Source organism: Allofournierella sp. CML151 (assembly GCF_027853465.1).
GTDB lineage: Bacteria > Bacillota > Clostridia > Oscillospirales > Ruminococcaceae > Allofournierella.
This window is the reverse complement of record NZ_JAPNNW010000002.1, coordinates 247900-273930: the sequence shown is the minus strand read 5'-3', so window position 1 is coordinate 273930 and position 26031 is coordinate 247900. Positions and strand designations below refer to the sequence as shown.

Here is a 26031-nt window from a genome sequence, read left to right as displayed (position 1 = left end):
AAACAGCAGCCCCCTGCACGGCAGGGGGCTGCTGTTTTTTTGTTCGCAAGAAAAATCAGTCCAGAATCTGGTCGATGAAGCCGCCGCCCAGTACCAGGCCGCCGCCGTAGAACACGGCGCTCTGGCCGGGGGCGGGGGCGCGGGCAGGCTCTTCAAAACGTACCAGGCCCTTGCCGTCGTAGTGGCAGGGCACGGGCTTCGCGGCGCTGCGGATCTTCACCAGATAATCCCCGGCGGGCAGTTCGCCCCCGGCGGCGCAGCACACGTCCCGCAGGGTCATGCCGGAGAAGAACTCCTCACCGGCCCAGCCCAGCTCCACATCGCCGTTTTCCCGGATGGCCTTCACGAAGGCGGGCTTGCCCAGTGCCAGGCCCAGGCCCTTGCGCTGGCCCAGGGTGTAGTGCATTACGCCCTTGTGGGGGCCCAGGTCCTTCCCGTCCGGCGCGATGAAGCGGCCGGGCTTATCCTCCAGACCCCGGCCCCGGATGAAGGCGGCGTAGTCGCCGTCCGGAATGAAGCAGATCTCCATGCTGTCCGGGCTGTCGGCACAGGGCAGACCCAGGTCGCGAGCGATCTGGCGGATGTCCTCCTTTTCAAACTCACCCAGCGGCAGGCACAGGCGGGACAGAATGTCCTGCCCCAGGCGGTAGAGCATGTAGCTCTGGTCCCGGGCCACGCTGGCGGGCTGGGCAATGTGGTACTGCCCGGCGGCGGTCTGCTCCACCCGGGCGTAGTGGCCGGTGGCGATGAAGGGGATGCCCAGCTCATCGGCACGGGCGGCCAGCAGCTTGAGCTTTACGGTGGGGTTGCACAGCACGCAGGGGTTGGGGGTACGTCCGGCGCAGTAGGCCTGGCAGAAGGGCTCCACCACCTGGCGCTCGAACTCCTCGCCCGCCTCGATGATCTCCAGCGGAATACCCAGGGCAGCGGCTGCCTTGCGGGCCTCCTCCACCGCTTTGTCGTGGGCGGGGGAGAAGCGGATCACCGCGCCGGTCACCGCAAAGCCCTGCTCCCGCAGAATGTGCACGCACACCGCGGAATCCACACCGCCGGACACGCCCACCAGCACCTTGTCCTGCTTCTCAAAGGTGGAAAAATCGTTGCCGGGGAATAAAATATCGCTCATAATCGTTGCTCCTTATTATGCTCGGAATAGTCGTCAGGCCTGGCGGCCGCCGTACTTTTTGCTCTGCTCCACCGCCAGCCGGTCACAGCGCTCGTTCTCCGGGTGGCCGGCGTGGCCCTTGATCCATTTGTAGTGGATCACATGCCCCTCGCACAGGTCCAGAAGACGGCCCCACAGGTCCGGGTTGAGGGCGGGGGATTTGTCGCTCTTTTTCCAGCCCCGGGCCCGCCAGCCCTTGGCCCAGCCCTTTTCCAGCCCGTCGATCACGTATTTGGAATCGCTGCACAGGGTGATTTCGCAGGGCTCCTTCAGCTGTTCCAGCGCCCGGATAAAGGCGGTGAGCTCCATCCGGTTGTTGGTGGTCTCGGCCTCGCCGCCGGAAAGCTCCTTTTCAAACTGTTTATAGCGCAGCACCGCGCCCCAGCCGCCGGGGCCGGGGTTGCCGCTGCAGGCGCCGTCGGTAAAAATCTCGATCTGTTTCATTGCTGTCCTCCTGCCCGCGGAAAGGCGGGCGTTCTGTTCCGGGCGCAAACAGCCGGTCGACGCCCAATGGCATTATTATACCGGGTTTGTCCGTTGGCGGCAAGTGTAAGCGGACCCGGGCCCGCCTATACTGAACAAAGACCCCACCCCGGATTATTTTGCCCCGCTCCGGGCACTTTGTTGACAGAAAGCATACAAAGAGGGTATAATAAAACTAACTTTAGGTTGGAGAAGTTTGCCAGCCTTGGCCGAGCAGCGGCCCGTCGCCGCCGCTCTGTGTGCGTGATCCGTCCGGGGCCCGGTCGCATTGAACAAATGGACCCGTCGTGCCCAACACCACAAGCATTTTCAAACTGAATCAATCGTGCGCCCGGCCGTTTTTGCATCGGAACGAAAAACGGGTTTTTCCGGCGTACGCAATTTTACGGAGGAGATCTATGACTCAACAGAAAAACGCAAAGGAAAAAGAACCCAAAAAACCGCGCGCTGCCCATAAGCCGGCCGCGCCCAAGGCCGAGAACGCGGGCGCGCAGCAGCCCGCCCAGCGCCGCCGCCCCTTCTATTCCCGGGGCCGCAAGCCCGCTGCCAAGAACCACGCCAAGCAGGAAGAGGCTGTGCCGGTGCACATCATTCCCCTGGGCGGCCTGGGCGAAGTGGGCAAGAACATCACCCTGTATGAATGCCAGGGCGATATGCTGATCGTGGACTGCGGCCTGGTCTTCCCGGACAGCGACATGTTCGGCATCGACCTGGTCATCCCGGACTTCACCTATGTGGTGCAGAACAAGGATAAGATCAAGGGCGTGGTCATCACCCACGGCCACGAGGACCACATCGGCGCGCTGCCCTACCTGCTCAAGCAGGTGAATCTGCCCATCTACGCCACCAAGCTGACCATCGGCCTGATCAAGAACAAGCTGGAAGAGCACAATCTGCTGGGCCGCACCAAGCTGGTGGAGATCCATCCCCGCCACAAGTTCAAGCTGGGCTGCTTTACCATCGAGCCCATCCATGTGAACCACTCCATTCCGGACGCGGTGGCCCTGGCCATCGACTGCCCGGCGGGCGTGATCATCCAGACCGGCGACTTCAAGATCGACTACACCCCGCTGTCTGCCGGGCCCACCGACCTGGTGACCATTGCGGAATACGGCAAGAAGGGCGTGCTGGCCCTGCTGAGCGACTCCACCAACGCCGAGCGGCCGGGCTTTACCGCCACCGAGCACAAGGTGGCCGACAGCTTTGCCAACCTGTTCCGCCGGGCGGACAAACAGCGCATCATCATTGCAACCTTCGCATCCAACATCTACCGGGTGCAGCAGATCATCGACCTGGCGGTGGAAAACGGCCGCAAGGTGGCGGTGTCCGGCCGGAGCATGGCCAACAATACCCAGATGGCCCTGGAGCTGGGCTACCTGCATGCGCCGGAGGGCGTGCTCATCGACCTGGAGCAGATCAACAAATATCCGCCGGAGCAGATCGTGCTGATCACCACCGGCAGCCAGGGCGAGCCGCTGAGCGCTCTGTCCCGCATGGCAAGCGCCAGCCACCGCAACGTGCGTGTGGGCCCCGGCGACTTCATCATCATCTCCGCCACCCCCATCCCCGGCAATGAAAAGATGGTCACCAAGGTGGTGAACGGTCTGCTGCTGCTGGGCGCGGAGGTCATTTATGAATCCATGTACGACGTGCATGTGTCCGGCCACGCCTGCCAGGAGGAGCAGAAGCTGATGCTCACGCTGGCGGCGCCCAAGTACTTCCTGCCGGTGCACGGCGAGTACAAGCAGCTGAAAAAGCATGCCATCACCGCCGAGAAGCTGGGCATCCCCCCGAAGAACATCCACATCGCCGAGATCGGCCAGGACATCATCCTCTCGGCCGACGGTCTTTCCACCGGTGAGCCGGTGCCTGCGGGCGCCGTGATGGTGGACGGTCTGGGCGTGGGCGACGTGGGCAACGTGGTCCTGCGGGATCGCCGTCATCTGTCTGAGGACGGTCTGGTGATCGTGGTGGCCACCGTCAACTCCCGCACCGGCCAGGTGATGGCTGGGCCGGATCTGGTCTCCCGCGGCTTCGTGTATGTGCGCGAGAGTGAGCAGCTGATGGATGAGGCACGCCGTCTGGTGACCCAGTGCTTTGAGAAGTGTGCCGCCGAGAATGTGCGGGACTGGAACAGCGTGAAGACCCGCGTGCGGGAGGCTCTATCGTCCTACATCTACCGCAAGACCAAGCGCAGCCCCATGATCCTGCCCATCCTCATGGAGGTCTGACCCCAAACGCAAAGGAGGCTGTTGGGCCATGGATCTGAAACCCCGTTTCACACTGGAGGTATTCGCCGGAGGGATGGTGGTGCTGAGTGCGCTGCTGGCCATTCTGGTGGGCCTGCTGGAGCCGCGGCTGCTCTGGGTGCTGATCCCTCTGGCGGCCCTGGTGGCGCTGGCTGTTCTGCTGCTGGCACGGCGGATGCGCCGTGGGTTTGCCCGGGTGCTGCAGTGCGAGAGCTTTGAAAACAGCCAGGCCCAGCTGAGCCTGGGCGCGCTGGCGCTGCCGGTGGCGCTGCTCAGCGGCAAGACCCTGGTGTGGTACAACACCCCCTTCCGCCAGCGCATTCTGGCGGACGAGGACCGCCTGCTTGCTCCGGTGGGCAAGGTGCTCTGCGGGCTGGACCTGCATCAGTGCGGCGAGCCCGCGGGCCAGGTGCTGGAGCACGAGGGCCGCAAATACAATATCTTTGCGTCGGCCACCGCCGGGCGGGAGGCACTTACCGTGCTGTACCTGGTGGACGAGACCGATCTGCGCCAGCGGGCGGCGGAATACGAAGCCACCCGTCCGGCGTATATGATCATCGAGATCGACGCCTACGCCGAGCAGCTGGCCGAGCTTAAGGACTCGGAGAAGGCCCGGGTGCTGGAAGGCATCAACCGGGTGCTGGAAACCTACATCGGCCGCACCACCGGTTTTCTGCAGCGGGTGAGCAACGCCCGCTACATAGCGGTGGTGGAGGAACGCCACATGAAGGAAATGGTGGCGGCAAAATTCGATGTGCTGGACAAGATCCGCGCCCTGGAGGGCGAGGTGAACGTGACACTGTCCATCGGCGTGGGCCGGGGCGGCGACACTCTGCGCCAGTGCGAGGAGATGGCCCGTCAGTCGCTGGACATGGCCCTGGGCCGGGGCGGCGACCAGGCGGCGGTGAAAACCCCCGAGGGCTTTGCCTTCTACGGCGGCGTGTCCCGCAGTGTGGAAAAGCGCAGCCGGGTCAAGAGCCGCATCGTGGCCAAGGCTCTGTGCGATCTGATCCGCCAGGCGGACAGCGTGCTCATCATGGGTCACCGGATGAGCGACCTGGACTGCGTGGGTGCGGCCATCGGTGTGCTGCGCATCTGCAAAGGGCTGGACGCCCCCGCCGCCATTGTGGTGCGGCGAGAGGCCACGCTGGCCCAGAGCGTGCTGGAGGAATTCCAGGCCGCGGGCCTGGGCGAGGACTTCATCTCGCCGGAGGTGGCGCTGGACGGCATGACCGACAATACCCTGCTTTTGGTGGTGGACACCCACATCAAGGGTCTGCTGGAAAGCGGCGATGTGTACCGCAAATGCCGTCAGGTGGCGGTGATTGACCATCACCGCAAGGCGGTGGGACACATCGACAACGCGGTGCTGTTCTTCCATGAACCCTATGCCTCCTCCACCTGTGAGCTGGTGAGTGAGCTGCTGCAGTACGTGGAGGGGCAGCAGTTCCGCCCCACCTCTCTGGAGGCGGAGGCCCTGCTGGCCGGCATCATGCTGGATACCCGCAACTTCGGCATTCACACCGGCGTGCGCACCTTTGAGGCGGCGGCCTATCTGCGCCGCATGGGCGCCATGACCGAGCGGGTGAAGCTGCTGTTCAATTCCAGCCTGCAGGAATACACCGCCAAGTCCAATCTGGTGGAAAACGCCGATATCTATATGGGCTGTGCGGTGTCGGTCTCCGGCGAGCTGCCGCCGGATATGGCGGTGGCAGTGCCCCAGGCGGCCAACGACCTGCTCACCATCCAGGGGGTGGGAGCAAGCTTCGTGGCGGTGCAGCAGGGCAGCGGGGTGAACATCTCGGCCCGCAGCATGGGCGCCGTGAACGTGCAGGTCATCATGGAGCAGCTGGGCGGCGGCGGTCATCTGACCATGGCGGGCGCGCAGCTGAAGGATACCACCATCGACGAGGCGGAAAAGCGCATCCGTCAGGCCATTGCCCGCTACCGGCAGGAGCAGGCCGAGGAAGAGGCACGCTCCGGCAAAAAACGATAAACCCGGCCCCCGCGGCCGGCCAAAATACGCGGCGCTTGTAAGCAGGCACCGCGCACATAAGGAGAGAGATACCAATGAAGGTCATTCTGAAGCAGGATGTGAAGAACATCGGCAAAAAGGACGAGATCCACGAAGTGTCGGACGGCTACGCCCGCAACTTCCTGTTCCCCCGGGGCCTGGCCGCCGAGGCGGACGCCAGCGCACTGAACCTGGTGCGCACCAAGAACGAGGCCAAGGAGCATCACGCTGCCGAGGCTCTGGCCGCTGCCCAGCAGCTGGCCGCCACCATCAAGGACAAGACCGTTGTGATCAAGAGCAAGGGCAACGGCGGCCGTCTGTTCGGTAAGATCACCTCCAAGGAGGTGGCCCAGCACCTGAGCCAGATGGTGGGCACCGAGATCGACAAGCGCAAGGTGGAGCTGGAGCGGGACATCAAGGAGTTCGGCACCACCAACGCCACCGTGAAGCTGCACCCCGGCGTGACCAGCACCTTTAAGGTAAAGGTCGAGGAGCAGTAAAAAGCGGAACTGCTGCGCCCAGTGGGGCGGCCATGGGGAAGAATGGCCCCGAAGGCTGCGCCCGCTGGGCGCTGCTTGCTGAAAGGCAGGCGGCGGCAAAAAGTTGCAAAAGCCTGCCTGAAAAACCAACCGTAGCGAAAGGGAACGATGCCTGATGCAGGATACAAATTTTGAGCTGGACAGCATGAACCTGGCCGAGCCGTATAATATGGAGGCGGAGCAGTCGGTGCTGGGCGCTGCCCTGCTGGACAGCGAGCGGGTGATGCCCGCGCTGATCAATACCCTCAAGCCGGAGATGTTCTACTCCCGCCAGAATGCCGAGATCTTCAGCCAGATGGTGGAGCTGTATTCCGGCACCGAGCAGCTGGACGCGGTGACCCTGATCGACGCGGTGGCCTCCACCGGCGTGTTCGAGAGCATGGAGGCCGCCAAGGTCTACATTGCCCGTCTAGGTGAGGTGGTGCCCTCCATCAGCAACTTCTCCGCCTATGCTCGCATCGTGGAGGAGAAATACCTCACCCGCCAGGTGATGCAGCTGGCCCAGAACATTCTCAAGCAGTCCAGCGCCCAGCCGGACGCAGATATGCTGCTGGAGAGCGTGGAGCAGCGCCTGACCGACATCCGCTCCAACCAGAAGCGGGAGGAGCTGACCAAACTGTCCGACGCGTTCCTGGAGACCATGGCCACCCTGCAGAAGATCGCGGGCCCCAACAAGGACAAATACGCCGGTATCCCCACCGGCTTTACCTATCTGGATTCCATCCTCACCGGTCTGGGCCGGTCCGACCTGATCATCCTGGCCGCCCGCCCCGGTATGGGCAAGACTAGCTTTGCGCTGAACATCGCCACCAACGTGGCAAAAAAGAGCCACATCCCGGTGGCCATCTTCAGCCTGGAAATGAGTAAGGAGCAGCTGACCAACCGTATCCTCTCCGCCGAGGCCGGTGTGGACAGCCACTCCTTCCGCTCCGGCGCGCTGAGCGGCAACGACTGGGACGACCTGGCCCATGCCATGGACGTGCTGCACGATGTGCCCATCTTCATGGACGACACCTCCGGCATCACCATCCCCGAGGTGAAGGCCAAGATCCGCAAGATCAACCAGGACCCGGAGAAGACCCCCATCGGCCTGGTGGTCATCGACTACTTACAGCTGATGACCAGCGGCAAGCGCACCGAGAACCGTGTGCAGGAGATCAGTGACATCACCCGAAACCTGAAGATCATGGCGAAGGAGCTGAACGTGCCGGTCATAGCCCTGTCCCAGCTGTCCCGTGCGGCGGAAAAGAGCAGCGGCCGGTCCGACCACCGGCCCCAGCTGTCCGACCTGCGTGACTCCGGCTCCATCGAGCAGGACGCCGACATCGTGCTGTTTTTGTACCGCGAGGGCTACTACACCTCCATGAGCGGCGAGAGCCTGGAGGAGAGCGATTCCAGCACCGCCGAGTGCATCATTGCCAAGAACCGTCACGGCGAGACCGGCAAGGTGGACCTGGGCTGGGACGGCGCGCACACCCGCTTTGTGAACGTGGATTACAACCATGCGGGATGAGTATACGGAGCCGCAGGCCTTTGAGGAGCAGGTGCTGGAGAGCATCCGCAGTCTGAATCTGCTGCAGCCCGGCGACCGGGTGATCGCGGCGGTGTCCGGCGGGGCGGATTCCATGGCGCTTCTGCGCTTTTTCCTGCGTCGGGGCCGGGAGCTGGGCATCACGCTGGAGGCGGCTCACGTGAACCACGGACTGCGGGACGCGGCAGACGCGGACGAGGCCTTTGTGGCGGAATTCTGTGCAAAAGAGGGCGTGCCGCTGCACTGCCACCGGGCCGAGCGGCAGACCGAACGGCGCAGTGAGGAATGGGCAAGGCAGCTACGCTATGATTTCTTTGAACAGCTGACGGGAAAAGACCCGGCGGTGAAGATCGCCACCGCCCACACCCTCACCGATCAGGCGGAAACGCTGCTGTTCCGGCTGGCCCGGGGCACCGGGCTGGCGGGGGCGGCGGGCATTCCGCCGGTGCGGGGACCCTTCATCCGGCCGCTGCTGGAGCTGCCCCGCCAGGCAACCGAGGCCTATTGCCGGGCCACCGGCACCCCCTTCGTGCTGGACGAGACAAACGCCAGCGACGAATACGCCCGCAACCGGCTGCGCAATCAGGTGCTGCCCCAGCTGGAGCAGATCAACCCGGAGGCCCAGCGGGCACTGGGGGAATATTGCCGCCGGGCCCAGGGCTGGCTGCAATATTTTCGCCGCCAGGGGGAACACTTGCTGCAAACGGCCCGCTGCGGCGACGGCTGGAGCGTTTCGGTGCTGCAAAAGGCGGACCCGGTGCTCCGGGCTGAGGCGCTGCGCTGCCTGGTGGAGGAAAAAACCACCCTGCGCCAGGCGGACCTGCCCAAGCTGGAGGCACTGATCGCGGGCAGCAGCCGTGCGGCCCAGCTGGCCGGCGGCGTGCGCGTTGAGCGGTGCGCCGGGGTGCTGCGCTGGGCGCAAGGCACCGAAGAGCAGCCCGCCCCCCCACAGCCCGCCGAGCCGGGGGAATACCGGCTGCCCGGCGGCTACCGGCTGCGGCTGGAGCTGGCGGAAGGCGAAGAATGTGAACAAATCAAAAAATTTGCCAGGGGCCGGAAAAAAGGCTTAACCAATTGTGTGGATTATGATAGAATAAGGAGTAGTTTGTCTCTGCGTACCCGCCAGCCGGGCGATCGGTTCCAGCCGGAGGGGCGCAGTGGGAGCAAAAGCCTGAAAAAATACTTCAACGAGGCGGGAACACCCGGTGCACAGCGTGCGCTGGCGCCCCTTCTGGCCCAGGGCAGTCAGGTGGTCTGGCTGTGGGGCGGCGGCGTGGCCCAGGGGTATGCCCCCACAAATGCCACCAGCCGCATCCTGGTGATCCGCCCGCTGGAACCAACCGACAAGGAGCAGTGAATAACAATGAGTCAGAGCAACGATATCCTGCAGGTATTACTCACCGAAGAGCAGCTGAAGGCCAAGTGCGCCGAGATGGGCGCCCAGATCACCAAGGATTACCAGGGCAAGAACCTGCTGCTGGTTACCGTGCTGAAGGGCGCGGTGGTCTACCTGGCCGACCTGATGCGCTGCATCGATCTGCCCTGCGCCATCGACTTCATGGTCGTTTCCTCTTACGGCAGCGGCGTGAAGACCAGCGGCGTGGTGAAGATCGTGAAGGACCTGGATCAGGACCTGTCCGGCAAGGACATCCTGATTGTGGAGGACATTCTGGACTCCGGCATGACCCTGAGCTATCTGAAGGGTCTGCTGCAGGGCCGCAACCCCGCCAGCATCCGCATTGCCACCCTGCTGGATAAGCCCAGCCGCCGCAAGGTTGACCTGCAGGCGGACTATGTGGGCTACGAAGTGCCGGACGAGTTCGTGGTGGGCTATGGCCTGGACTACGACGAAAAGTATCGCAACCTGCCCTACGTGGGCATTCTGAAGCCCGAAGTGTACACCAAATAACATGCGCACGGGAGCGCGAAGCAACGGCCGAACCGCGGCCGGGCTCCCGTGCGGAATAGGAGATGAAGTCTTTGCAGCGTAAACCAAAATTCAACGGCATGATCATCGTCGTGCTGCTGGCGCTGAGCGTGTTGGCTCTGAATCTGTGGAGCCTGATGAACACCTCCACCACCACCATGAGCTACTCCCGGGTGCTCAGCTACTTCCAGTCCCAGCAGGTGGTCGGTTTCGAGATGGACCTGAACACCGGCGACATCAAGCTGGCGCTGGTGGAGGGCGACGTGGAGCTGCCCTCCAACGCGGTGGATACCGGCAAGCAGCCAGCCACCCGCGGCCAGCTGGCCCAGGGCGGCATGTTTGATCTGATCCGCAGCCAGAGCCAGAGCACCACCGATGCCAAGGAGACCGTGGATCAGCTGCCCAGCGGCGAGGGCATCTGGCAGGTGGAATACCGCGTGCCCTATTTCAGCATTTTCTACGAAGAGGTGCAGCCCTACGTCCAGGCCTACAACGAGGCCCATCCGGACGCCCCCATGTATCAGGATTACACCCCGGTGAAGAGCAGTGTGCCCATCTGGGACATCATGATGATGGTGGTCATGGTGGGCAGCATGATCTTCATTTTCTACGTGATGTTCAAGGGCAACCAGGGCGGCAACATCATGAATGTGGGCCGTGCCAAGGTGAAGGACCAGAACGACGACAAGCGCAAGACCACCTTTGCCGATGTGGCCGGTGCGGATGAGGAAAAGGCCGAGCTGGAAGAGATCGTGCAGTTCCTCAAAAACCCCAGCCAGTTCAACAGCCTGGGCGCCCGCATCCCCCACGGCGTGCTGCTGGTGGGCCCTCCGGGTACCGGTAAGACTCTGCTGGCCCGTGCCTGCGCAGGCGAGGCGGGCGTGCCCTTCTACTCCATCTCCGGCTCCGATTTCGTGGAGATGTATGTGGGCGTGGGCGCCTCCCGCGTGCGCGATCTGTTCGACAAGGCCAAGAAGACCGCGCCCAGCATCATCTTCATCGATGAGATCGACGCGGTGGGCCGCCAGCGCGGCACCGGTCTGGGCGGCGGTCATGACGAGCGCGAGCAGACCCTGAACCAGATGCTGGTGGAGATGGACGGCTTCGGTGCAAACGAGGGCGTTATCGTCATCGCGGCCACCAACCGTGCCGACATCCTGGACCACGCGCTGCTGCGCCCCGGCCGGTTCGACCGTCAGGTCTATGTGGGCCTGCCGGACGTGAAGGGCCGTGAGGAGATTCTGAAGGTACACACCCGCAAGAAGCCTCTGGCTCCGGATGTGAACCTGAAGACCATTGCTCAGTCCACCGCCGGTTTCGCCGGTGCGGACCTGGAGAACCTGGTGAACGAGGCGGCCCTGCTGGCTGCCCGCCGGGGCAAGAAGGCCATCACGGAAAAGGAAATTGAGGAAGCCTCCATCAAGGTGGTGGCCGGCCCCGAGAAGAAGAGCCGTGTGGTCACCGAGAAGGAGAAGAAGCTCACCGCATACCACGAGGCAGGCCACGCCATCACCAGCTGGTTCTGCCCCACCAACGACCCGGTGCATCAGATCAGCATCATTCCCCGCGGCCAGGCGGGCGGCTACACCATGTACCTGCCCGACAAGGACGCCAGCTACGTGACCAAGACCGCTATGCAGGAGCGCATCGTGAGCCTGCTGGGCGGCCGCGTGGCCGAGAGCCTGGTGCTGGATGATATCTCCACCGGCGCGTCCAACGACCTGGAGCGCGCCACCCAGACCGCCCGCAGCATGGTTACCCGCTACGGCTTCTCCGAGCGGCTGGGCCCTGTGGTGTACGGTTCCGACCCGGAGGAGACCTTCCTGGGCCGTGATTTCAGCCAGGGCAAGGGCTATTCCGATTCTATCGCTGCCGAGATCGACAGCGAGATCCGGGACATCGTGGACGAAGCCTACGAGAGAGCCCGCCGCATCCTGAGCGACAACATGGATAAGCTGCATGTGGTGGCCGCCGAGCTGATCAAACGGGAGAAGCTGTCCGGCGAGGAGTTCAAGACCCTGATGGAGGGCGGCACCCTGCCCGAGGCCGAGCAGTCCGCACCGGCGGCAGCACCCGCCGAGCCTGCGCAGCCCGCAGAGCCCGCCCAGGCTGCTGAGCCTGCACAGCCCGCCGAACCTGCCCAGCCCGCTGAACCTGCGGAGACTGCCGAGCCTCTGCCGGAGCAGCCGGACCAGGGCGAAAAGCCCGAGGGCTCCCTGTAACAGGAAAGGAGTAACGCTCTTATGGAAGAGAATTTCGACCTTTTGGCCCAATCCCGCGCCAACTATTACACCAAGGGCAGCCCCATTCAGTTCGTGAAGGTGGAGCTGCTGAAGGGTGACCAGAGCGGCGACATCGCGGTTTGCCTGTCCTTCAAAAACATTTCCAGCCAGCCGGTCACCGGCCTGCTGGTGGAGTTCAAGTGCAAGGACCGCACCGGCACCGTGGTCTGCCAGGACCGGTTTGAATACCAGGGCCTGAACGCCGCCAATGGCCAGATTTTCGGCTCGGACGATGCGGTTTACATCAGTCAGGCTCCCGTGGGCAGTGTTGAAGTGGACCTGCTCGAGGCCTACCTGGCCGACGGTACCGCTCTGGATCTGACCGGTTATGTGCGCACCCGCCTGCCTGCGCCGAAAAAGCTGCCGGAGGACCTGGCCCAGAAGCTGAGCGAGCGCACCGGCAAGGAGGGGCTGCAGTTTGTGCCCCAGGTGCTGGATCAGGGCTGGTACTGCGCCTGCGGTGCCTTCCATCCCCGTGAGGAAAGCGGCGTGTGGTGCAGCGAGTGCGGCTCCGACCGCATCCTGCTGCAGAACACCCTGTCCAGCATGCTGCAGGCGGCGCAGACCGCCCCGCATCCTGCGGCGGACCAGCAGCCCACCCGCATGGTACCCCCGGTTCCCCCGGAGGAGCCCACCCGCGCGGTGCCCCCGCTGCGCAACCAGCCGGACCCCAGCTACGATGTGCCTCCGCTGCATCCCGACGAAGAGGATGACTCGGACATGACCCTGGCCGATGGCCGGGGCCGCGGCCGCTATGCTGCTTCCCGTCTGGGCTTCCATGAACAGGATGCCTATGAGGACGAGAACGGCTACGAGGAGGAGTACGAGGAATACGAGGACGAGGAGATGGACCCCCGGGACGTGATCGCAGAAAAGATCATCCGCTGGGCCCCGCCCATCACCGCCGTGCTGTGTGCCATCGTGGCGCTGATCGGCTTTCTGCTGGCCTGATTTCGGCGCTGAATCATCGAAAAAGAAAAAAGACCTTCCGCATTGCAGTGCGCAGTGCGGGAGGTCTTTCTTTCGCTGTGGAAGAGGTTCAGTGCATGGGCAGACCGGCCACCGAACGGCGTGGAACGCCTGAGAAAAGAAGCGAAATGCAGAGCCGAAAGTCCGGAAAACCGCTGCCCGATGGCCTGCAAACGGCCCGGCAGAGCGCTCCGCCGGGCCCGGCCTGCCTTGACATTTTCCGCCGGGGCGTGGTTAAATAATATGGTATGCATTCAAGAAAATAAGAAAATCCCCGGTGCGCGAGGGCTTGCCTGCGGCGCAGACAGAGGGGGAGAACGGGGGAGAGAAGCCCCAAAACCAACAGGAGGTAGAACAGGTTGGCCAAAAAACAGGAATATGGCAACGACAGTATTTCCAGCCTGAAGGGCGCGGACCGGGTGCGCAAACGCCCTGCCGTTATCTTTGGCTCGGACGGCGTGGAGGGCTGTGCCCATTCCATCTTCGAGATCCTTTCCAACTCCATCGACGAAGCCCGCGAGGGCTACGGCGAGAAGATTCTGCTCACCCGCTTTGCGGACGGCAGCATCCAGGTGGAGGATTTTGGCCGGGGCATCCCGGTGGACTATAACCCCAAGGAGCAGCGCTACAACTGGGAGCTGGTGTTCTGCGAGATGTACGCCGGCGGCAAGTACTCTGCCGGGGAGGACAACTACGAGTATTCCCTGGGCCTGAATGGCCTGGGCCTGTGCGCCACCCAGTACGCCAGCGAGTGGATGACCGCCGACATTTACCGGGACGGCTTCCACTATCATCTGGACTTCAAGCAGGGCGAGCCCGCGGGCGAGATGGTGAAGGAGCCCTTCAAGGGCCGCCGCACCGGCAGTATCATCCGCTGGAAGCCGGACACCCAGGTGTTCACCGACGTGAACGTGCCCACCGAGTATTTCACCGACACCATGAAGCGGCAGGCAGTGGTCAATGCGGGCCTGGATCTTGTCTTTGTGGACCAGACCGGACCGGAAAAGCAGACCATCGAGTTCCGCTATGAAAAGGGCATCGAGGACTATGTGAACGAGACCGTGGGTCTGGATTACATCACCCCCACCCGCTACTGCGAGTCTACCGCCACCGGCCGGGACCGGGAGGACCAGCCGGACTACCGGGTGAAGATGAGCGCCGCCTTCTGCTTCTCCAACAAGGTGCAGATGCTGGAATACTACCACAACTCCAGCTGGCTGGAGCACGGCGGCAGCCCGGACCGTGCGGTGCGCACCGCCTTTGTGAACCAGATCGATAACTTTTTGAAGACCAAGGGCCTGTACAAAAAGAACGAGAGCAAGATCACCTTTGCCGACGTGCAGGACTGCCTGGTGTATGTGTCCAGCACCTTCTCCACCCGCACCAGCTACGAGAACCAGACCAAAAAGGCCATCACCAACAAGTTCGTGGCCCAGGCCATGACTGAGTTTTTGAAGCACAATCTGGAGGTCTACTTCCTGGAGAACCCGGAAGAGGCCCAGAAAATCTGCCAGCAGGTGCTCATCAACAAGCAGAGCCGCGAGCATGCGGAAAAGACCCGCCAGAGCATCAAGAAGACGATGACCAGCCAGATCGACATCGCCAACCGGGTGCAGAAGTTCGTGGACTGCCGCACCAAGGATGTGAGCCGCCGCGAGCTGTACATCGTGGAGGGTGATTCCGCCATGGGCGCGGTCAAGACCAGCCGGGACTCCGAGTTCCAGGGCATTATGCCGGTGCGCGGCAAGATTCTGAACTGCCTGAAGGCGGACTATGACCGCATTTTCAAGTCCGATGTTATCACCGATCTGATCAAGGTGCTGGGCTGCGGCGTGGAGCTGGGCGGCAAGGCCAAAAAGGACCTGGCCACCTTCAACCTGGAAAACCTGCGCTGGAACAAGGTGGTCATCTGTACCGACGCCGACGTGGACGGTTACCAGATCCGCACCCTGATCCTGACCATGCTCTACCGGCTCACCCCTACCCTGATCAACGAGGGCTATGTGTACATCGCCGAAAGCCCGCTGTACGAGATCAATACCAAAAACAAGACCTACTTTGCCTACACCGAGCCGGAAAAGGCGAACATCCTTTCCCGCATCGGCAAGGAGAAGTATACCATCCAGCGCTCCAAGGGTCTTGGTGAGAACGACCCGGAGATGATGTGGCTCACCACCATGAACCCGGAGAGCCGCCGTCTGATCAAGGTGAACCCGGAGGACGTGGAGCACACCGCCGCCGTGTTCGATCTGCTGCTGGGCGACAACCTGGCCGGCCGTAAGGAGCACATTGCCCAGCACGGCGTGGAATACCTGGACGACCTGGATCTTTCGTAAGGGGAGGAGAGAAGAGCAATGGCAAAAAAACAGACCAAACGCGCCACCCCCGCCCGGCCCCAGCTGGGCGATAACGTGGAGATCCTGGACGCGGGCGTTGTAATTCAGAGCCCCATCACCGAGACCCTGGAAAAGAACTACATGCCCTACGCCATGAGCGTCATCGTCTCCCGCGCATTGCCGGAGATCGACGGCTTCAAGCCCGCCCATCGCAAGCTTTTGTACACCATGTACGGCATGGGCCTGTTAAAGGGCGCCCGCACCAAGAGCGCCAACATCGTGGGCAGCACCATGCACCTGAACCCCCACGGCGACGCGGCCATCTACGAAACCATGGTGCGCATGGGCCGGGGCAACGAGAGCCTGCTGGTGCCCTTTGTGGATTCCAAGGGCAACTTCGGCAAGGCCTACAGCCGGGATATGGCCTACGCCGCCAGCCGATACACCGAAGCCAAGCTGGAAGCAGTGTGCGAGGAGCTGTTCCGGGACATCGACAAGGAGACCGTGGACTTTGTGCCCAACTACGACGGCACCACCACCGAGCCCACCCTGCTGCCGGTGACCTTCCCCACCATTCTGGCCAACAACACCCTGGGCATCGCCGTGGGCATGGCCTCCAACATCTGCTCCTTCAACCTGGCGGAGCTGTGCGAGACCACCGTGGCCCTGATGCGCCACCCGGATCACGACCTGCTCACCACCCTGCCCGCTCCGGATTTTGTGGGCGGCGGTGAGATTCTGTACAACGAGGCCGAGCTGCGCAAGATCTACGAGACCGGCCGCGGCAGCGTGCGGGTGCGCGCCCAGTACCGTTACGAGAAGGACGGCAACATGCTGGAGATCACCCGCATTCCTCCCACCACCACGGTGGAGGCGGTGATGGACAAGATCGCCGAGCTGGTGAAGACCGGCAAGATCAAGGAAATCAGCGACATGCGCGACGAGACCGACCTGAACGGCCTCAAGCTGACCATTGATCTGAAGCGCGGCCAGGACCCGGACAAGCTGATGCAGAAGCTGTTCCGCACCACCCCTTTGGAGGACAGCTTTGCCTGCAACTTCAACCTGCTCATCGGCGGCCAGCCCCGAGTGCTGGGCGTGCGGCAGATTCTGAACGAGTGGGTGGCCTTCCGGGTGGAATGTGTGCGCCGCCGCACCTATCACGACCTGCAGGGCAAGCAGAAGCGCCTGCACCTTTTGAAGGGCCTGGAGGCCATTTTGCTGGACATCGACAAGGCCATCCGCATCGTGCGGGAGACCGAGGAGGACGCCGAGGTGGTGCCCAACCTGATGATCGGCTTCGGCATCGACGAGACCCAGGCCGAGTACGTGGCCGAGATCAAGCTGCGCCATCTGAACCGGGAATACATCCTCAAGCGCACCCAGGAGATTGCTGACCTGGAGGCCGAGATCGCCCGCCTGGAGGACATTCTGAAATCCGAGGCCAAGATCCGCCGCATCATCATTGACGAGCTGAACGCGGTGGCCAAGAAATACGGCCAGCCCCGCCGCTGCACGATTCTGTACGACGTGGAGACCGCGGACTCCACCGCCGAGGAGGAGAGCCTGCCGGATTACCCGGTCACCGTCTTCTTCACCCGGGAGGGCTACTTCAAGAAGATCACCCCCCAGTCGCTGCGCATGAGCGGCGAGCAGAAGCTCAAGGAGGGCGACGAGGTGGTGCAGCAGATCGAAACCCGCAACGACGCCTGGCTGCTGTTCTTCACCGACCAGCGGCAGGTGTACAAGTGCCGCGCGGCGGATTTTGCCGACACCAAGGCCAGCGTGATGGGCGAGTTCGTGGCGGCCAGCCTGGGCATGGACGAGGGCGAGCTGCCGGTCTACATGGCGGTCACCCTGGATTACAAGGGCTACATGCTGTTCGCCTATGCCAACGGCAAGTTCGCCAAGATCCCCATGAACAGCTACGCCACCAAGCAGAACCGGAAAAAGCTGCTCAAGGCCTACAGCGACAAGGAGCAGCTGGCCTGCATGGTGCAGCTGCCCGAGGAGACCGAGCTGGCGGTTCGCACCAGCGGCGGCCGGATGCTGCTGGCCCACACCACCCAGATCGCCGAAAAGCAGACCCGCGACACCGCGGGCGTGGCGGTGATCACCCTGAAGAAAAACCAGCACATCGAATGGGTCAAGCCCGCCGCTGAGCTGGAGCTGGCCAACCCCCACCGTTACCGGGTGCGCAGCCTGCCCGCCGCAGGCGCTCTGGTGCGGGAGGAGGACGTGGCTGAGCAGCTGCAGCTGGGCCAGTAAAACCGGGTAAAACCCTTGCATTTTGCGGGTCTGTGTGGTATCATCATACTTGCATATTAGCGTGTATAAAAAGCGGAGGAGCGTTTACACTATGAGTATCATCGAGATCATCAGCGGTGTCGTGCTGATTCTGGCCGCCATCGTGATCGTATTTTTAACCCTGTCCCAGGAGTCCAAGGGCCGCGGCCTGTCTGGCGCCATCGCCGGTGAGGGCGGCATGATGGAAGCCGGCCGTACCCGTGCCAAGGACGTGAAGCTCGCCAAGTACACCAAGATCGTGGGCATCGTTTTCTTTGTTGTCATGATCGCGGTCAGCGTGCTGAGCGTTATGAGCATGAACTAACAAGCAAGAGGGCCCGCATTGCGCGGGCCCTTTTTGTCTTTACATGGCCCGGCGCGAGGGGCGCAGGGCCCAGAGAGGGAGGGAAACGCCATGTCCATTCGATCCAAAATCCTGCGGGAGCTGGAGAAAAAGCCCAGGCGTCTCAAAGAACTGAAGGACAAGCTGGGCAACGACAAAAAGGTGCAGCAGACCGTGGAGGAGCTGCAGAAAAAGGGCAAGATCCGCCAGAAGAGCGGCGCCTATTTCCTGGCGAAGGACACCAAGGCCGAGGGCACGCTGGAGTGCGTGCTGGTCAAGCTGGGGCCCAGCTTTGGCTTTGCCGCGCCGGAAAACGACCAGAAGGGCGATATCTTCATTCCCGGCCGGGCGCTGTGCGGCGCACTGCCCGGCGACCGGGTGCTGGTGAAGCTGTTCGACCGGCCCAAGGTGCCCGGCTCCCGGGAGGGCGAGATTCTGGCAGTGGTGCAGCCCCGCAAAAACTTTGTGGGCACCATTGTGCGGGAGAAGGAGCGGCTGTATCTTTTGCCGGACGAATGCCCCTTTGTGCGTTTGCAGGTGAAAAAGAGCGCCGCGGGCGGCGCATCGGACGGCGACAAGGCAGCGGTGGAGCTGCTGAGCCGGGGCGAGGACTATGAGGACCACCGAGTGGGTGTGGCACTGCGCTTCGGTAGTGCCCAGGCCGCCAAAAACTGCGCCAAGGCCCTGCTGTATGCCGCCGGTGTGGGCCGGCACTTCCCTGAAAGGGTGAAGGCCGAGGCCCGCAAGCTGGAGGGCATCCAGCCCTCGGACCTGAAAAAGCGCACCGATCTGCGCAGCTGGCCCATCTTCACCATCGACGCCGCCTCCACCAAGGACATCGACGATGCCATTTCGCTGCTGGCGGTGGAAAACGGCTGGGAGCTGGGGGTGCACATCGCGGATGTGAGCCATTATGTGAAGCCGGGCAGCGAGCTGAACAAGGAGGCCATGCGCCGGGGCACCTCCATCTATTATGCGGACAGCGTGATTCCCATGCTGCCCCGCCAGCTCTCCAACGGGCTGTGCAGCCTGAACCCGGGCGAGGACCGGCTGGCTTTCTCCTGCATCATGCAGCTGACCGAGGATGGACAGCTGCGGGATTTCCGGTTTGAAAAGACCGTGATCCGCAGCCGGGTCAAGGGCGTTTACAGTGAGCTGAACCAGCTGCTGGCCGGGGACGAGACCCCCGAGCTGGTGGAAAAATACGAGGAGGTGTGGCCTCAGCTGCCTCTGATGCAAAAGCTCTATGAGCAGCGGGCAAAGCTGCACCGGGAGCGGGGCGGCATCGAGCTGGAGACCGAGGAGGCCAAGCTGGTGCTGGACGAGGAGGGCCGCTGCGTGGACATCCAGCGGCGCAGCCGCGGGGTGACCGAGTGCATGATCGAGGAATTCATGCTGCTGGCCAACCAGTGCGCGGCACAGCTGGCCCGCCGCAATCAGCTGCCCTTCGTCTACCGGGTGCACGAGGCCCCCAACCCGGAGCGGGTGGAGCGGCTGACCGGTATGCTGCGGGTCTGTGGCCTGCCGGACCATTTTGCCGGTGAGGCGCCCACCCAGAAGGAGCTGGCCGCCCTGCTGGATTCCACCCGGGGCACCGACCTGCAGCCGGTGGTGCACACCGGTGTGCTGCGGGCCATGGCCAAGGCCTGCTATGAGCCCGAGCCCAAGGGCCATTACGGCCTGGCGCTGGAGGATTACACCCACTTTACCAGCCCCATCCGCCGTTATCCGGACCTGGCCATCCAACGTATCCTCAGTGACTGGCTGGGCGGCACCAGCCTGGAGGAGCTGAACCGGCGCTATGCCTGGTTTGCCCGGGAGGCCAGCGCCCAGTCCAGCGCCTGCGAGGTGGCGGCCATGCAGCTGGAGCGCTCCACCGAGGCCTGCTATAAGGCGGAATACATGCACGCCCATCTGGGCGAGGTGTTCGAGGGCGTGGTCTGCGGCGTGGCACCCCAGGGCATCTATGTGGAGCTGGAGAACACCGTGGAGGGCCTGGTGCACGCCGAGAGCATCTGCAAGGGCGAGCCCCAGCTGATCGAATCCATGCGTCTGAAGGACCCGGTGAGCGGCCGCCAGTGGAGCCTGGGCGACCGGGTCCGTGTCCGGGTGGACCGGGCGGACGTGGCTCTGGGCCGGGTGGATTTTGCCCTGGAAGAAACCGAGTAACCCCAAATGCGGGCGGACCAAACAGGCCCGCCCGTTTTCTGTGACGGATGTCCTTGCCCGTTCGGGCCCCGGTTGTGTTAGAATGGGACACAGAGGAAAGAGCGGCAGAATCCGCCGCACCACCCCCAACAAAGGAGAAGCATTGATGAAGCGTACCCCCTTGAAGGTGGCCATTGCGGCCATTTGTTTTGTGAATCTGCTGTATATGATCCCGTCGGTGGCAGTGTCCGGCATGGTGGCTGCCTTTCCGGACCAGCCCCAGAACACGGTGCTGCTGTTGCTCACGCTGCCCAACCTGACCGGCATCGCGGGCATTGTGGCCGAGCCCTGGCTGGAGAAACGGTTCAGCCGCCGCCAGCTTTCCATCACGGCGCTGGCTGTGTTTTTCGGCTCGGGCCTTGCAAGCTTTGTGCTGCGGGAAAATCTGCCCGCCCTGATCGCCGCCAGCGTGGTCATGGGCGCGGCCTACGGCATGCAGGCCACCCTCTATCCGCTGCTGGTGAACGACGGTTTTGAAGGCGAGGAGCGCAGCCGGGTGATGGGCATGGTCACCGGTATGCTGCAGCTGGGCCGTGTGGCCGCCACTCTGGTGGGCGGCGTGCTGGCCCGCAGCGGCTGGTACAATGTGTACCTGTGCTTTCTGGCGGTGCTGGTGCCGCTGGTGCTGGCGGTGCTGTTCCTGCCCCGTCAGAGCCACAGCCAGGAGCTCCCGCAGGAAGAAGGCGACTGGTTCAGCCTGTCCGGCGCGGTGCGTCTGGCAGTGGAGGGCTTTGCCTTCGCGGCTTTGTTCTATATGGTAAACACCCACCTTTCCCTGTATGTGGAGGGCTACGGCCTGGGCGATACCGCCCTCACCGGTGTGATCAGCGCGGCGGGCTGCGTGCTGGCGGGGCTGATTTCCACCGGCTTTGCCTGGTTCGAGCGCCGCACCGGCCGCTTTACCATGACCTGGGCCTTCGGCATTCTGGGTGCGCTGTATCTGGCGGGCAGCCTGTGGATCAGCCTGCCCGGCGCAGTGCTGTGCGTGGCGGGTGCGTTTCTGGGCATGGGCCTGTTCAGCCCCAACCTGATGCTGGGCTTCTCCCGCTGCGCGGGACCCCGCCGCCTGGCCGCCGTCACCGCCGCAGTGCTCACGGTGGTGAACGTGGGCTATTTCGCCTCGCCCTACATCACCGGCTTTCTGGCAGGCTTTGTGGGTGAGAACCCGGCGGATGTATTCCGCGTCGCGGGTGTGCTGGGCCTTGTCTGTGCGCTGGGCTCGGCGCTGGCCAGCCGCAAGCCCCAGGCGCCGCTGCAGGCCGCGCAGGAGCAGATGAGGTAAAGGATGGAAAACAGGCAGGACCGGCTGGAACAATACTGGAAGCAGCTGGAGGATTTTGGGCTGGAGCGGAAGGATTACCCGGATGCCCGCCTGCGCCAATACCGGCGGGGGGATTTCCTCTGCCGTCAGGGCTGCCCCATGGAGGAGCTGCTCTTCGTGGTGGAGGGCCGGGTGAAGGTGTGTGCAGTTACCCCGGCGGACAAGACCCTGCTGTTCTGCTACAACGGGCCCGGTACCCTGGTGGGTGAGGTGGAGCTGATGACCGGCGAGGCCGTCACCACCAGCCTGCAGGCGGACAGCACCGTGCGCTGCGTGGCGCTGCCCATGCAAAAATACGCCGCCAGCCTGCGGGGGAACATCCGGTTCATGAACCGGGTGGCCCACATGCTGGCCCAGATCGTGGCCCGCAACGCGGTGAACGATACCCTCAATATTCTGGCACCGCTGGAAGCCCGGCTGCGGGCCTATATCGCCCGAAGCCAGCGGGAGGGCGTGTTCACCGGCCGACTCACCGAGACCGCCGAATATCTGGGGGTGAGCTACCGTCACCTTCTGCGCACCATGAACGAGCTGTGCGCCCGGGGCATCCTGGAAAAGACCCGGGGCGGTTACCGCATCCTGCAGCCGCTGGAGCTGGACCGGCAGCAGGAGGAAGGGGAATGGAGCGTTCCCCGCACCAAAGAGTAAAAAATAACCGCTTGCTTTGCAACACACAAAGCGAGCGGTTATTTTTTGTATGCAGACGGAATCGAACCGGGTCTACCGGGCCATACTGGAAGCATATCCATAAACAGGAAGGATTCGAAGGGAGTGGATCGCCAATGATGGAAGCTGCCGCCAAACGGCCACCCGCCCTGCAGCGGGTGGCCCGGGCCCTGACCGAGGACCGGCAGGAGCGGCTGGACCGGGAGGCATGCCGGGTGCTGCCGTTAGAAGAGCAGCTGCGTCGCTGCCTTGCGCAGATGCGTCAGAACCAGATGTGCTTTGATCTGGAGACGGAACCGGAATTGATCGACGCGCTGATCTATGAGTATCAGGCCATCCAAAGCCGCTACCGCTACTACCAGCGCAAGGCCCGGGCCCAGGGGCTGCGGGCCATTCTGTGACGGCGCTGGCCCTGGGAGCAGCCGTGCTGCTGGTGGCGGTGGGGCTGGCCGCGGGGCGCAGCCGCCGCCCGCTGCGCACGGCTCTGAGTGCGGCGCTCACCGGAATGGGGGCGCTGGGGGCGGTGAACCTGCTGGCGCCGGTCACCGGGGTGAGCCTGGCGCTGAACTGGGCCACCAGCTTCATGGCGGTGGTGCTGGGCGCGCCGGGGGTCATCACCCTGCTGCTGCTGGACCTGCTTTTAGGGCTTTGAACGTCAAAAAGGGCGTGTTTCCCAAACGGGAAACACGCCCTTTTTGATAGAAAACGACCGGACCGTAAGCCGGGTTCTGTATTAAACGGCAATCTGTCTAGACCCTGCGTTGCCGCAGGGTTCATGCCACCTCCGGGGCGCGCGGGGAGCGCTGTATGCCCCATACGGGTGTTGCTTCTGGTAGGGTTTACATAGCCGCAAAGTCGCCAGTGCGCTGGTGAGCTCTTACCTCGCCTTTCCATCCTTACCGCAAAACGCGGCGGTTTCTTTCTGTTGCACTATCCCTGGGGTCGCCCCCGGCTGCCGTTAGCAGTTACCATTCCCCTGTGAAGCCCGGACTTTCCTCAAAGCGAACGCAATGCCGCCCCGCTGCCGTATGTTCCACTCGTTTTCCGTTCCATATTGTATCACACAACGGCTTTGGGCGCAAGCCCGGACCGAAAACCCGGCCCTTTTGGGAAAAGTATGACTGATTTGCCAAAGCGTTTTGTGAATTTGCACAAAAAATATTGGCCGGGGTGCCGGAAAAACTGCTTTGCCGGGAAAAGTTTTTTCTTGCAAACACTTTAATACGGTTTTATAATAAAATGCATAGCAGTGCAGCAGGGCTTTGGCCCTGATCGATAAACGCGATAGATCTGATCCGCTGCCTATCAATGATGATCGTTTGAAAGGGGAAGTACGTTATGTTCAAAAACGATTACCTGGCCCGTGTATATGCACAGGTGGAAGCCCGCAACCCCAACGAGCCTGAGTTCCTGCAGGCTGTGCGCGAGGTTCTGGAGAGCCTGCAGACCCTGGTGGAAAAGCACCCGGAGTATGAGAAGAACGGCGTTCTGGAGCGCATGGTGGAGCCCGAGCGCTTCATCCAGTTCCGTGTTTCCTGGGTGGACGACGCCGGTAAGGTCCAGGTGAACCGTGGCTACCGCGTTCAGTTCAACAGCGCCATCGGCCCCTACAAGGGCGGCCTGCGCCTGCATCCCAGCGTGAACGCCTCGGTCATCAAGTTCCTGGGCTTCGAGCAGACCTTCAAGAACAGCCTGACCGGCCTGCCCATGGGCGGCGGCAAGGGCGGCTCCGACTTCGACCCCAAGGGCAAGAGCGATGCGGAGATCATGCGCTTCTGCCAGAGCTTCATGACCGAGCTGAGCAAGCACATCGGCCAGTTCACCGACGTTCCCGCCGGCGATATCGGCGTGGGCGGCCGTGAGATCGGCTACATGTACGGCCAGTACAAGCGCCTGCGCAACGAGTTCACCGGCGTGCTCACCGGCAAGGGCCTGAACTGGGGCGGCAGCCTGGCCCGCACCGAGGCTACCGGCTACGGCCTGTGCTACTTCACCCAGGAAGCCCTGCAGTGCATGCGGTCCGACAGCTTCGAGGGCAAGACCGTTGTGATCAGCGGCAGCGGCAACGTGGCCATCTACGCCTGCCAGAAGGCCACCGAGCTGGGCGCCAAGGTAGTCGCCATGAGCGATTCCACCGGCTATGTATACGATCCCAACGGCATTGATCTGGACCTGATGAAGGACATCAAGGAGGTCCGCCGCGCCCGCATCGTGGAGTACGCCAACGCCAAGGAGAGCGCTACCTTCACAGAGGGCTGCAAGGGCATCTGGACCATCCCCTGCGACATCGCCCTGCCCTGCGCCACCCAGAATGAGCTGGACGGCGAGAGCGCCAAGGCTCTGGTTGCCAACGGCTGCACCGTGGTGTGCGAGGGCGCCAACATGCCCAGCACCCCCGAAGCCATCGAGATCTTCCTGGCCAACAACGTGCTGTATGGTCCCGCCAAGGCGGCCAACGCCGGCGGTGTTGCCACCAGCGGCCTGGAGATGAGCCAGAACAGCCTGCGCCTGTCCTGGACCTTCGAGGAAGTGGACGAGCGCCTGAAGGGCATCATGAAGGGCATCTTCCACGCTGCCTACGATGCTTCCGTAGCCTGCGACGCCCCCGGCAACCTGATGGTGGGCGCCAACGTGGCCGGCTTCATCAAGGTGGCCGACAGCATGATCGCTCAGGGCATCGCCTACTAATCATTGCATTTTCTTTGGGGCACCCCGCGCGGGTGCCCCTTTTTGTTTGCCCGACAGTGCGGGAAAATGCTATAATGCCAGTACAACAGCAAAACCAACGAAAGAGGGAAAGGACCCCATGGAACTGAGCTTTATTGTGCCGCCCCGCTTTGAGGGCGGCTGCCTGCGGGATTTTCTGCGGGCCAGCGGCGTGTCGGCCACGCTGATCAAGGCGGTGAAAAACGAGACCGGCGGCTTCTGGGTGGAGGACGGCCCCGCCCGTACCTGTGACACGGTGCACGCCGGGCAGATGGTCACCTTTGTGCTGCCGCCGGAAAAGCCCACCACCGTGGAGCCCCAGGACATCCCGCTGACCATCGCCTACGAGAGCCAGCACGTGATGGTGCTGGAAAAGCCCGCGGGCATGGCAGTGCATCCCACCCTGAATTATGCGGACGGCACGCTGGCCAATGCCTATATGGGCCTGCTGCGTCAGCGGGGGCAACAGAGCATGTTCCGGCCGGTGAACCGCATTGATAAGGATACCTCCGGCCTGGTGCTCTGCGCCAAAAACGCCTATGCCGCTCCGCTGCTGGCCAAAGGGGTGAGCAAGGTGTACCGGGCGGTACTGGAGGGGTGCCCGACCCAGAAAGAGGGGCAGATCGACGCGCCCATCGCCCGGGCGCCGGGGAGCATCATCCTGCGGCAGGTGGCTCCGGAGGGCAAGCCCAGCCACACCCGCTATCAGGTGGAGCAGGAGAAAAACGGCCTGTGCCTGGTGGCGGCGGTTCCGATCACCGGACGCACCCATCAGCTGCGGGTGCACTTTGCCCACATCGGCTGCCCGCTGGCCGGGGATGAGCTGTACGGTGGAAGCCGGGAGCGCATCGGCCGTCAGGCGCTGCACTGCGCCCGGATGGAGTTCACCGAGCCGGGCACCCAAAAAACCGTGGTGGTGGAAAGCCCGCTTCCGCCGGATATGCAGAGCCTGCTGGAATAAAATCACAAGGGCGGCGCGTCCCCGCAGAGGGGCTGCGCCGCCCTT

General features: G+C 63.1%; 20 protein-coding genes and 1 other RNA gene. 18 read left to right on the top strand and 3 right to left on the bottom strand.

The genetic code is table 11. The features are described from left to right. Positions 1–55 precede the first annotated feature (55 nt). Together mnmA and rnhA are read right to left on the bottom strand one after the other, a co-directional pair. Positions 56–1126: a tRNA 2-thiouridine(34) synthase MnmA gene (gene mnmA, locus PH256_RS02935; protein WP_270912908.1), complete on the bottom strand. Its 1071-nt coding sequence runs from the start codon at positions 1124–1126 to the stop codon at positions 56–58. 33 nt (positions 1127–1159) lie between these two features. After that, entirely contained in the window at positions 1160–1609 is a 450-nt protein-coding gene (gene rnhA / locus PH256_RS02930; protein ID WP_087181994.1) for a ribonuclease HI, read from the bottom strand. A gap of 437 nt (positions 1610–2046) precedes the next feature. Between rnhA and PH256_RS02925 the strand changes: the two genes are divergently transcribed. From PH256_RS02925 to PH256_RS02850, 16 genes are all read left to right on the top strand, one after another. Then, the gene (locus tag PH256_RS02925; RefSeq protein ID WP_087184442.1) at positions 2047–3879 is read left to right on the top strand and encodes a ribonuclease J; all 1833 of its coding nucleotides are present in this window, start codon (positions 2047–2049) and stop codon (positions 3877–3879) included. Between the two features lie 28 nt (positions 3880–3907). After that, positions 3908–5893 (top strand): DHH family phosphoesterase, encoded by a 1986-nt coding sequence (locus PH256_RS02920; RefSeq protein ID WP_270912907.1) that lies wholly within the window; start codon positions 3908–3910, stop codon positions 5891–5893. Between the two features lie 74 nt (positions 5894–5967). Next, positions 5968–6411 (top strand): 50S ribosomal protein L9, encoded by a 444-nt coding sequence (rplI, locus tag PH256_RS02915; protein WP_087295048.1) that lies wholly within the window; start codon positions 5968–5970, stop codon positions 6409–6411. A gap of 154 nt (positions 6412–6565) precedes the next feature. Continuing rightward, complete coding sequence (gene dnaB / locus PH256_RS02910; protein WP_087181990.1) at positions 6566–7963, top strand: replicative DNA helicase; 1398 nt, start codon at positions 6566–6568, stop codon at positions 7961–7963. Then, the gene (gene tilS / locus PH256_RS02905) at positions 7953–9338 is read left to right on the top strand and encodes a tRNA lysidine(34) synthetase TilS (protein WP_270912906.1); all 1386 of its coding nucleotides are present in this window, start codon (positions 7953–7955) and stop codon (positions 9336–9338) included. Before dnaB ends, tilS begins: the two co-directional genes overlap by 11 nt. A gap of 6 nt (positions 9339–9344) precedes the next feature. Then, positions 9345–9890, top strand: coding sequence for a hypoxanthine phosphoribosyltransferase (gene hpt, locus PH256_RS02900; RefSeq protein ID WP_087184438.1), 546 nt, complete (start codon positions 9345–9347; stop codon positions 9888–9890). Positions 9891–9961: 71 nt separating this feature from the next. Then, positions 9962–12130: an ATP-dependent zinc metalloprotease FtsH gene (gene ftsH / locus PH256_RS02895; protein WP_442866645.1), complete on the top strand. Its 2169-nt coding sequence runs from the start codon at positions 9962–9964 to the stop codon at positions 12128–12130. A 21-nt stretch (positions 12131–12151) separates the two neighbouring features. Beyond that, on the top strand, positions 12152–13141 hold the full coding sequence (locus PH256_RS02890; RefSeq protein ID WP_270912903.1) for a hypothetical protein: 990 nt from the start codon (positions 12152–12154) through the stop codon (positions 13139–13141). Positions 13142–13518: 377 nt separating this feature from the next. Next, positions 13519–15495 (top strand): DNA gyrase/topoisomerase IV subunit B, encoded by a 1977-nt coding sequence (locus tag PH256_RS02885; protein ID WP_087184435.1) that lies wholly within the window; start codon positions 13519–13521, stop codon positions 15493–15495. Between the two features lie 18 nt (positions 15496–15513). Further along, complete coding sequence (locus PH256_RS02880; protein ID WP_270912902.1) at positions 15514–17763, top strand: DNA gyrase subunit A; 2250 nt, start codon at positions 15514–15516, stop codon at positions 17761–17763. 91 nt (positions 17764–17854) lie between these two features. Then, positions 17855–18106, top strand: coding sequence for a preprotein translocase subunit SecG (gene secG / locus PH256_RS02875; RefSeq protein WP_058967158.1), 252 nt, complete (start codon positions 17855–17857; stop codon positions 18104–18106). A 90-nt stretch (positions 18107–18196) separates the two neighbouring features. Beyond that, positions 18197–20293, top strand: a complete 2097-nt coding sequence (locus tag PH256_RS02870; RefSeq protein WP_270912901.1) for a ribonuclease R family protein — start codon at positions 18197–18199, stop codon at positions 20291–20293. Positions 20294–20438: 145 nt separating this feature from the next. Then, positions 20439–21614 carry an MFS transporter gene (locus PH256_RS02865; protein ID WP_270912900.1) on the top strand — a complete coding sequence of 392 codons (1176 nt, stop codon included), beginning with the start codon at positions 20439–20441 and terminating at the stop codon, positions 21612–21614. 3 nt (positions 21615–21617) lie between these two features. After that, positions 21618–22301 carry a cyclic nucleotide-binding domain-containing protein gene (locus PH256_RS02860; RefSeq protein WP_270912899.1) on the top strand — a complete coding sequence of 228 codons (684 nt, stop codon included), beginning with the start codon at positions 21618–21620 and terminating at the stop codon, positions 22299–22301. Between the two features lie 134 nt (positions 22302–22435). After that, a complete protein-coding gene (locus PH256_RS02855) occupies positions 22436–22720 on the top strand; it encodes a DUF2508 family protein (RefSeq protein ID WP_087184430.1) in 285 nt (94 codons plus the stop codon). After that, the gene (locus PH256_RS02850) at positions 22717–22971 is read left to right on the top strand and encodes a pro-sigmaK processing inhibitor BofA family protein (protein ID WP_270912898.1); all 255 of its coding nucleotides are present in this window, start codon (positions 22717–22719) and stop codon (positions 22969–22971) included. The genes PH256_RS02855 and PH256_RS02850 overlap by 4 nt, the downstream gene beginning before the upstream one ends. Before the next feature lie 50 nt (positions 22972–23021). Here PH256_RS02850 and rnpB read toward each other — a convergent pair. Beyond that, positions 23022–23359: RNase P RNA component class A (rnpB, locus tag PH256_RS02845), an RNA gene on the bottom strand. Positions 23360–23657: 298 nt separating this feature from the next. Between rnpB and gdhA the strand changes: the two genes are divergently transcribed. Then, a complete protein-coding gene (gene gdhA / locus PH256_RS02840; protein WP_270912897.1) occupies positions 23658–25007 on the top strand; it encodes an NADP-specific glutamate dehydrogenase in 1350 nt (449 codons plus the stop codon). A 118-nt stretch (positions 25008–25125) separates the two neighbouring features. After that, positions 25126–25986 (top strand): RluA family pseudouridine synthase, encoded by an 861-nt coding sequence (locus PH256_RS02835; protein WP_270912896.1) that lies wholly within the window; start codon positions 25126–25128, stop codon positions 25984–25986. The last annotated feature ends 45 nt before the right edge of the window (positions 25987–26031 follow it).

Bases quoted from the DNA above. Each gene is read 5' to 3' on its own strand.
- mnmA (WP_270912908.1), bottom strand. From the start codon at position 1,126: ATGAGCGATATTTTATTCCCCGGCAACGATTTTTCCACCTTTGAGAAG.
- rnhA (WP_087181994.1), bottom strand. From the start codon at position 1,609: ATGAAACAGATCGAGATTTTTACCGACGGCGCCTGCAGCGGCAACCCC.
- PH256_RS02925 (WP_087184442.1), top strand. From the start codon at position 2,047: ATGACTCAACAGAAAAACGCAAAGGAAAAAGAACCCAAAAAACCGCGC.
- PH256_RS02920 (WP_270912907.1), top strand. From the start codon at position 3,908: ATGGATCTGAAACCCCGTTTCACACTGGAGGTATTCGCCGGAGGGATG.
- rplI (WP_087295048.1), top strand. From the start codon at position 5,968: ATGAAGGTCATTCTGAAGCAGGATGTGAAGAACATCGGCAAAAAGGAC.
- dnaB (WP_087181990.1), top strand. From the start codon at position 6,566: ATGCAGGATACAAATTTTGAGCTGGACAGCATGAACCTGGCCGAGCCG.
- tilS (WP_270912906.1), top strand. From the start codon at position 7,953: ATGCGGGATGAGTATACGGAGCCGCAGGCCTTTGAGGAGCAGGTGCTG.
- hpt (WP_087184438.1), top strand. From the start codon at position 9,345: ATGAGTCAGAGCAACGATATCCTGCAGGTATTACTCACCGAAGAGCAG.
- PH256_RS02890 (WP_270912903.1), top strand. From the start codon at position 12,152: ATGGAAGAGAATTTCGACCTTTTGGCCCAATCCCGCGCCAACTATTAC.
- PH256_RS02880 (WP_270912902.1), top strand. From the start codon at position 15,514: ATGGCAAAAAAACAGACCAAACGCGCCACCCCCGCCCGGCCCCAGCTG.
- secG (WP_058967158.1), top strand. From the start codon at position 17,855: ATGAGTATCATCGAGATCATCAGCGGTGTCGTGCTGATTCTGGCCGCC.
- PH256_RS02870 (WP_270912901.1), top strand. From the start codon at position 18,197: ATGTCCATTCGATCCAAAATCCTGCGGGAGCTGGAGAAAAAGCCCAGG.
- PH256_RS02865 (WP_270912900.1), top strand. From the start codon at position 20,439: ATGAAGCGTACCCCCTTGAAGGTGGCCATTGCGGCCATTTGTTTTGTG.
- PH256_RS02860 (WP_270912899.1), top strand. From the start codon at position 21,618: ATGGAAAACAGGCAGGACCGGCTGGAACAATACTGGAAGCAGCTGGAG.
- PH256_RS02855 (WP_087184430.1), top strand. From the start codon at position 22,436: ATGATGGAAGCTGCCGCCAAACGGCCACCCGCCCTGCAGCGGGTGGCC.
- gdhA (WP_270912897.1), top strand. From the start codon at position 23,658: ATGTTCAAAAACGATTACCTGGCCCGTGTATATGCACAGGTGGAAGCC.
- PH256_RS02835 (WP_270912896.1), top strand. From the start codon at position 25,126: ATGGAACTGAGCTTTATTGTGCCGCCCCGCTTTGAGGGCGGCTGCCTG.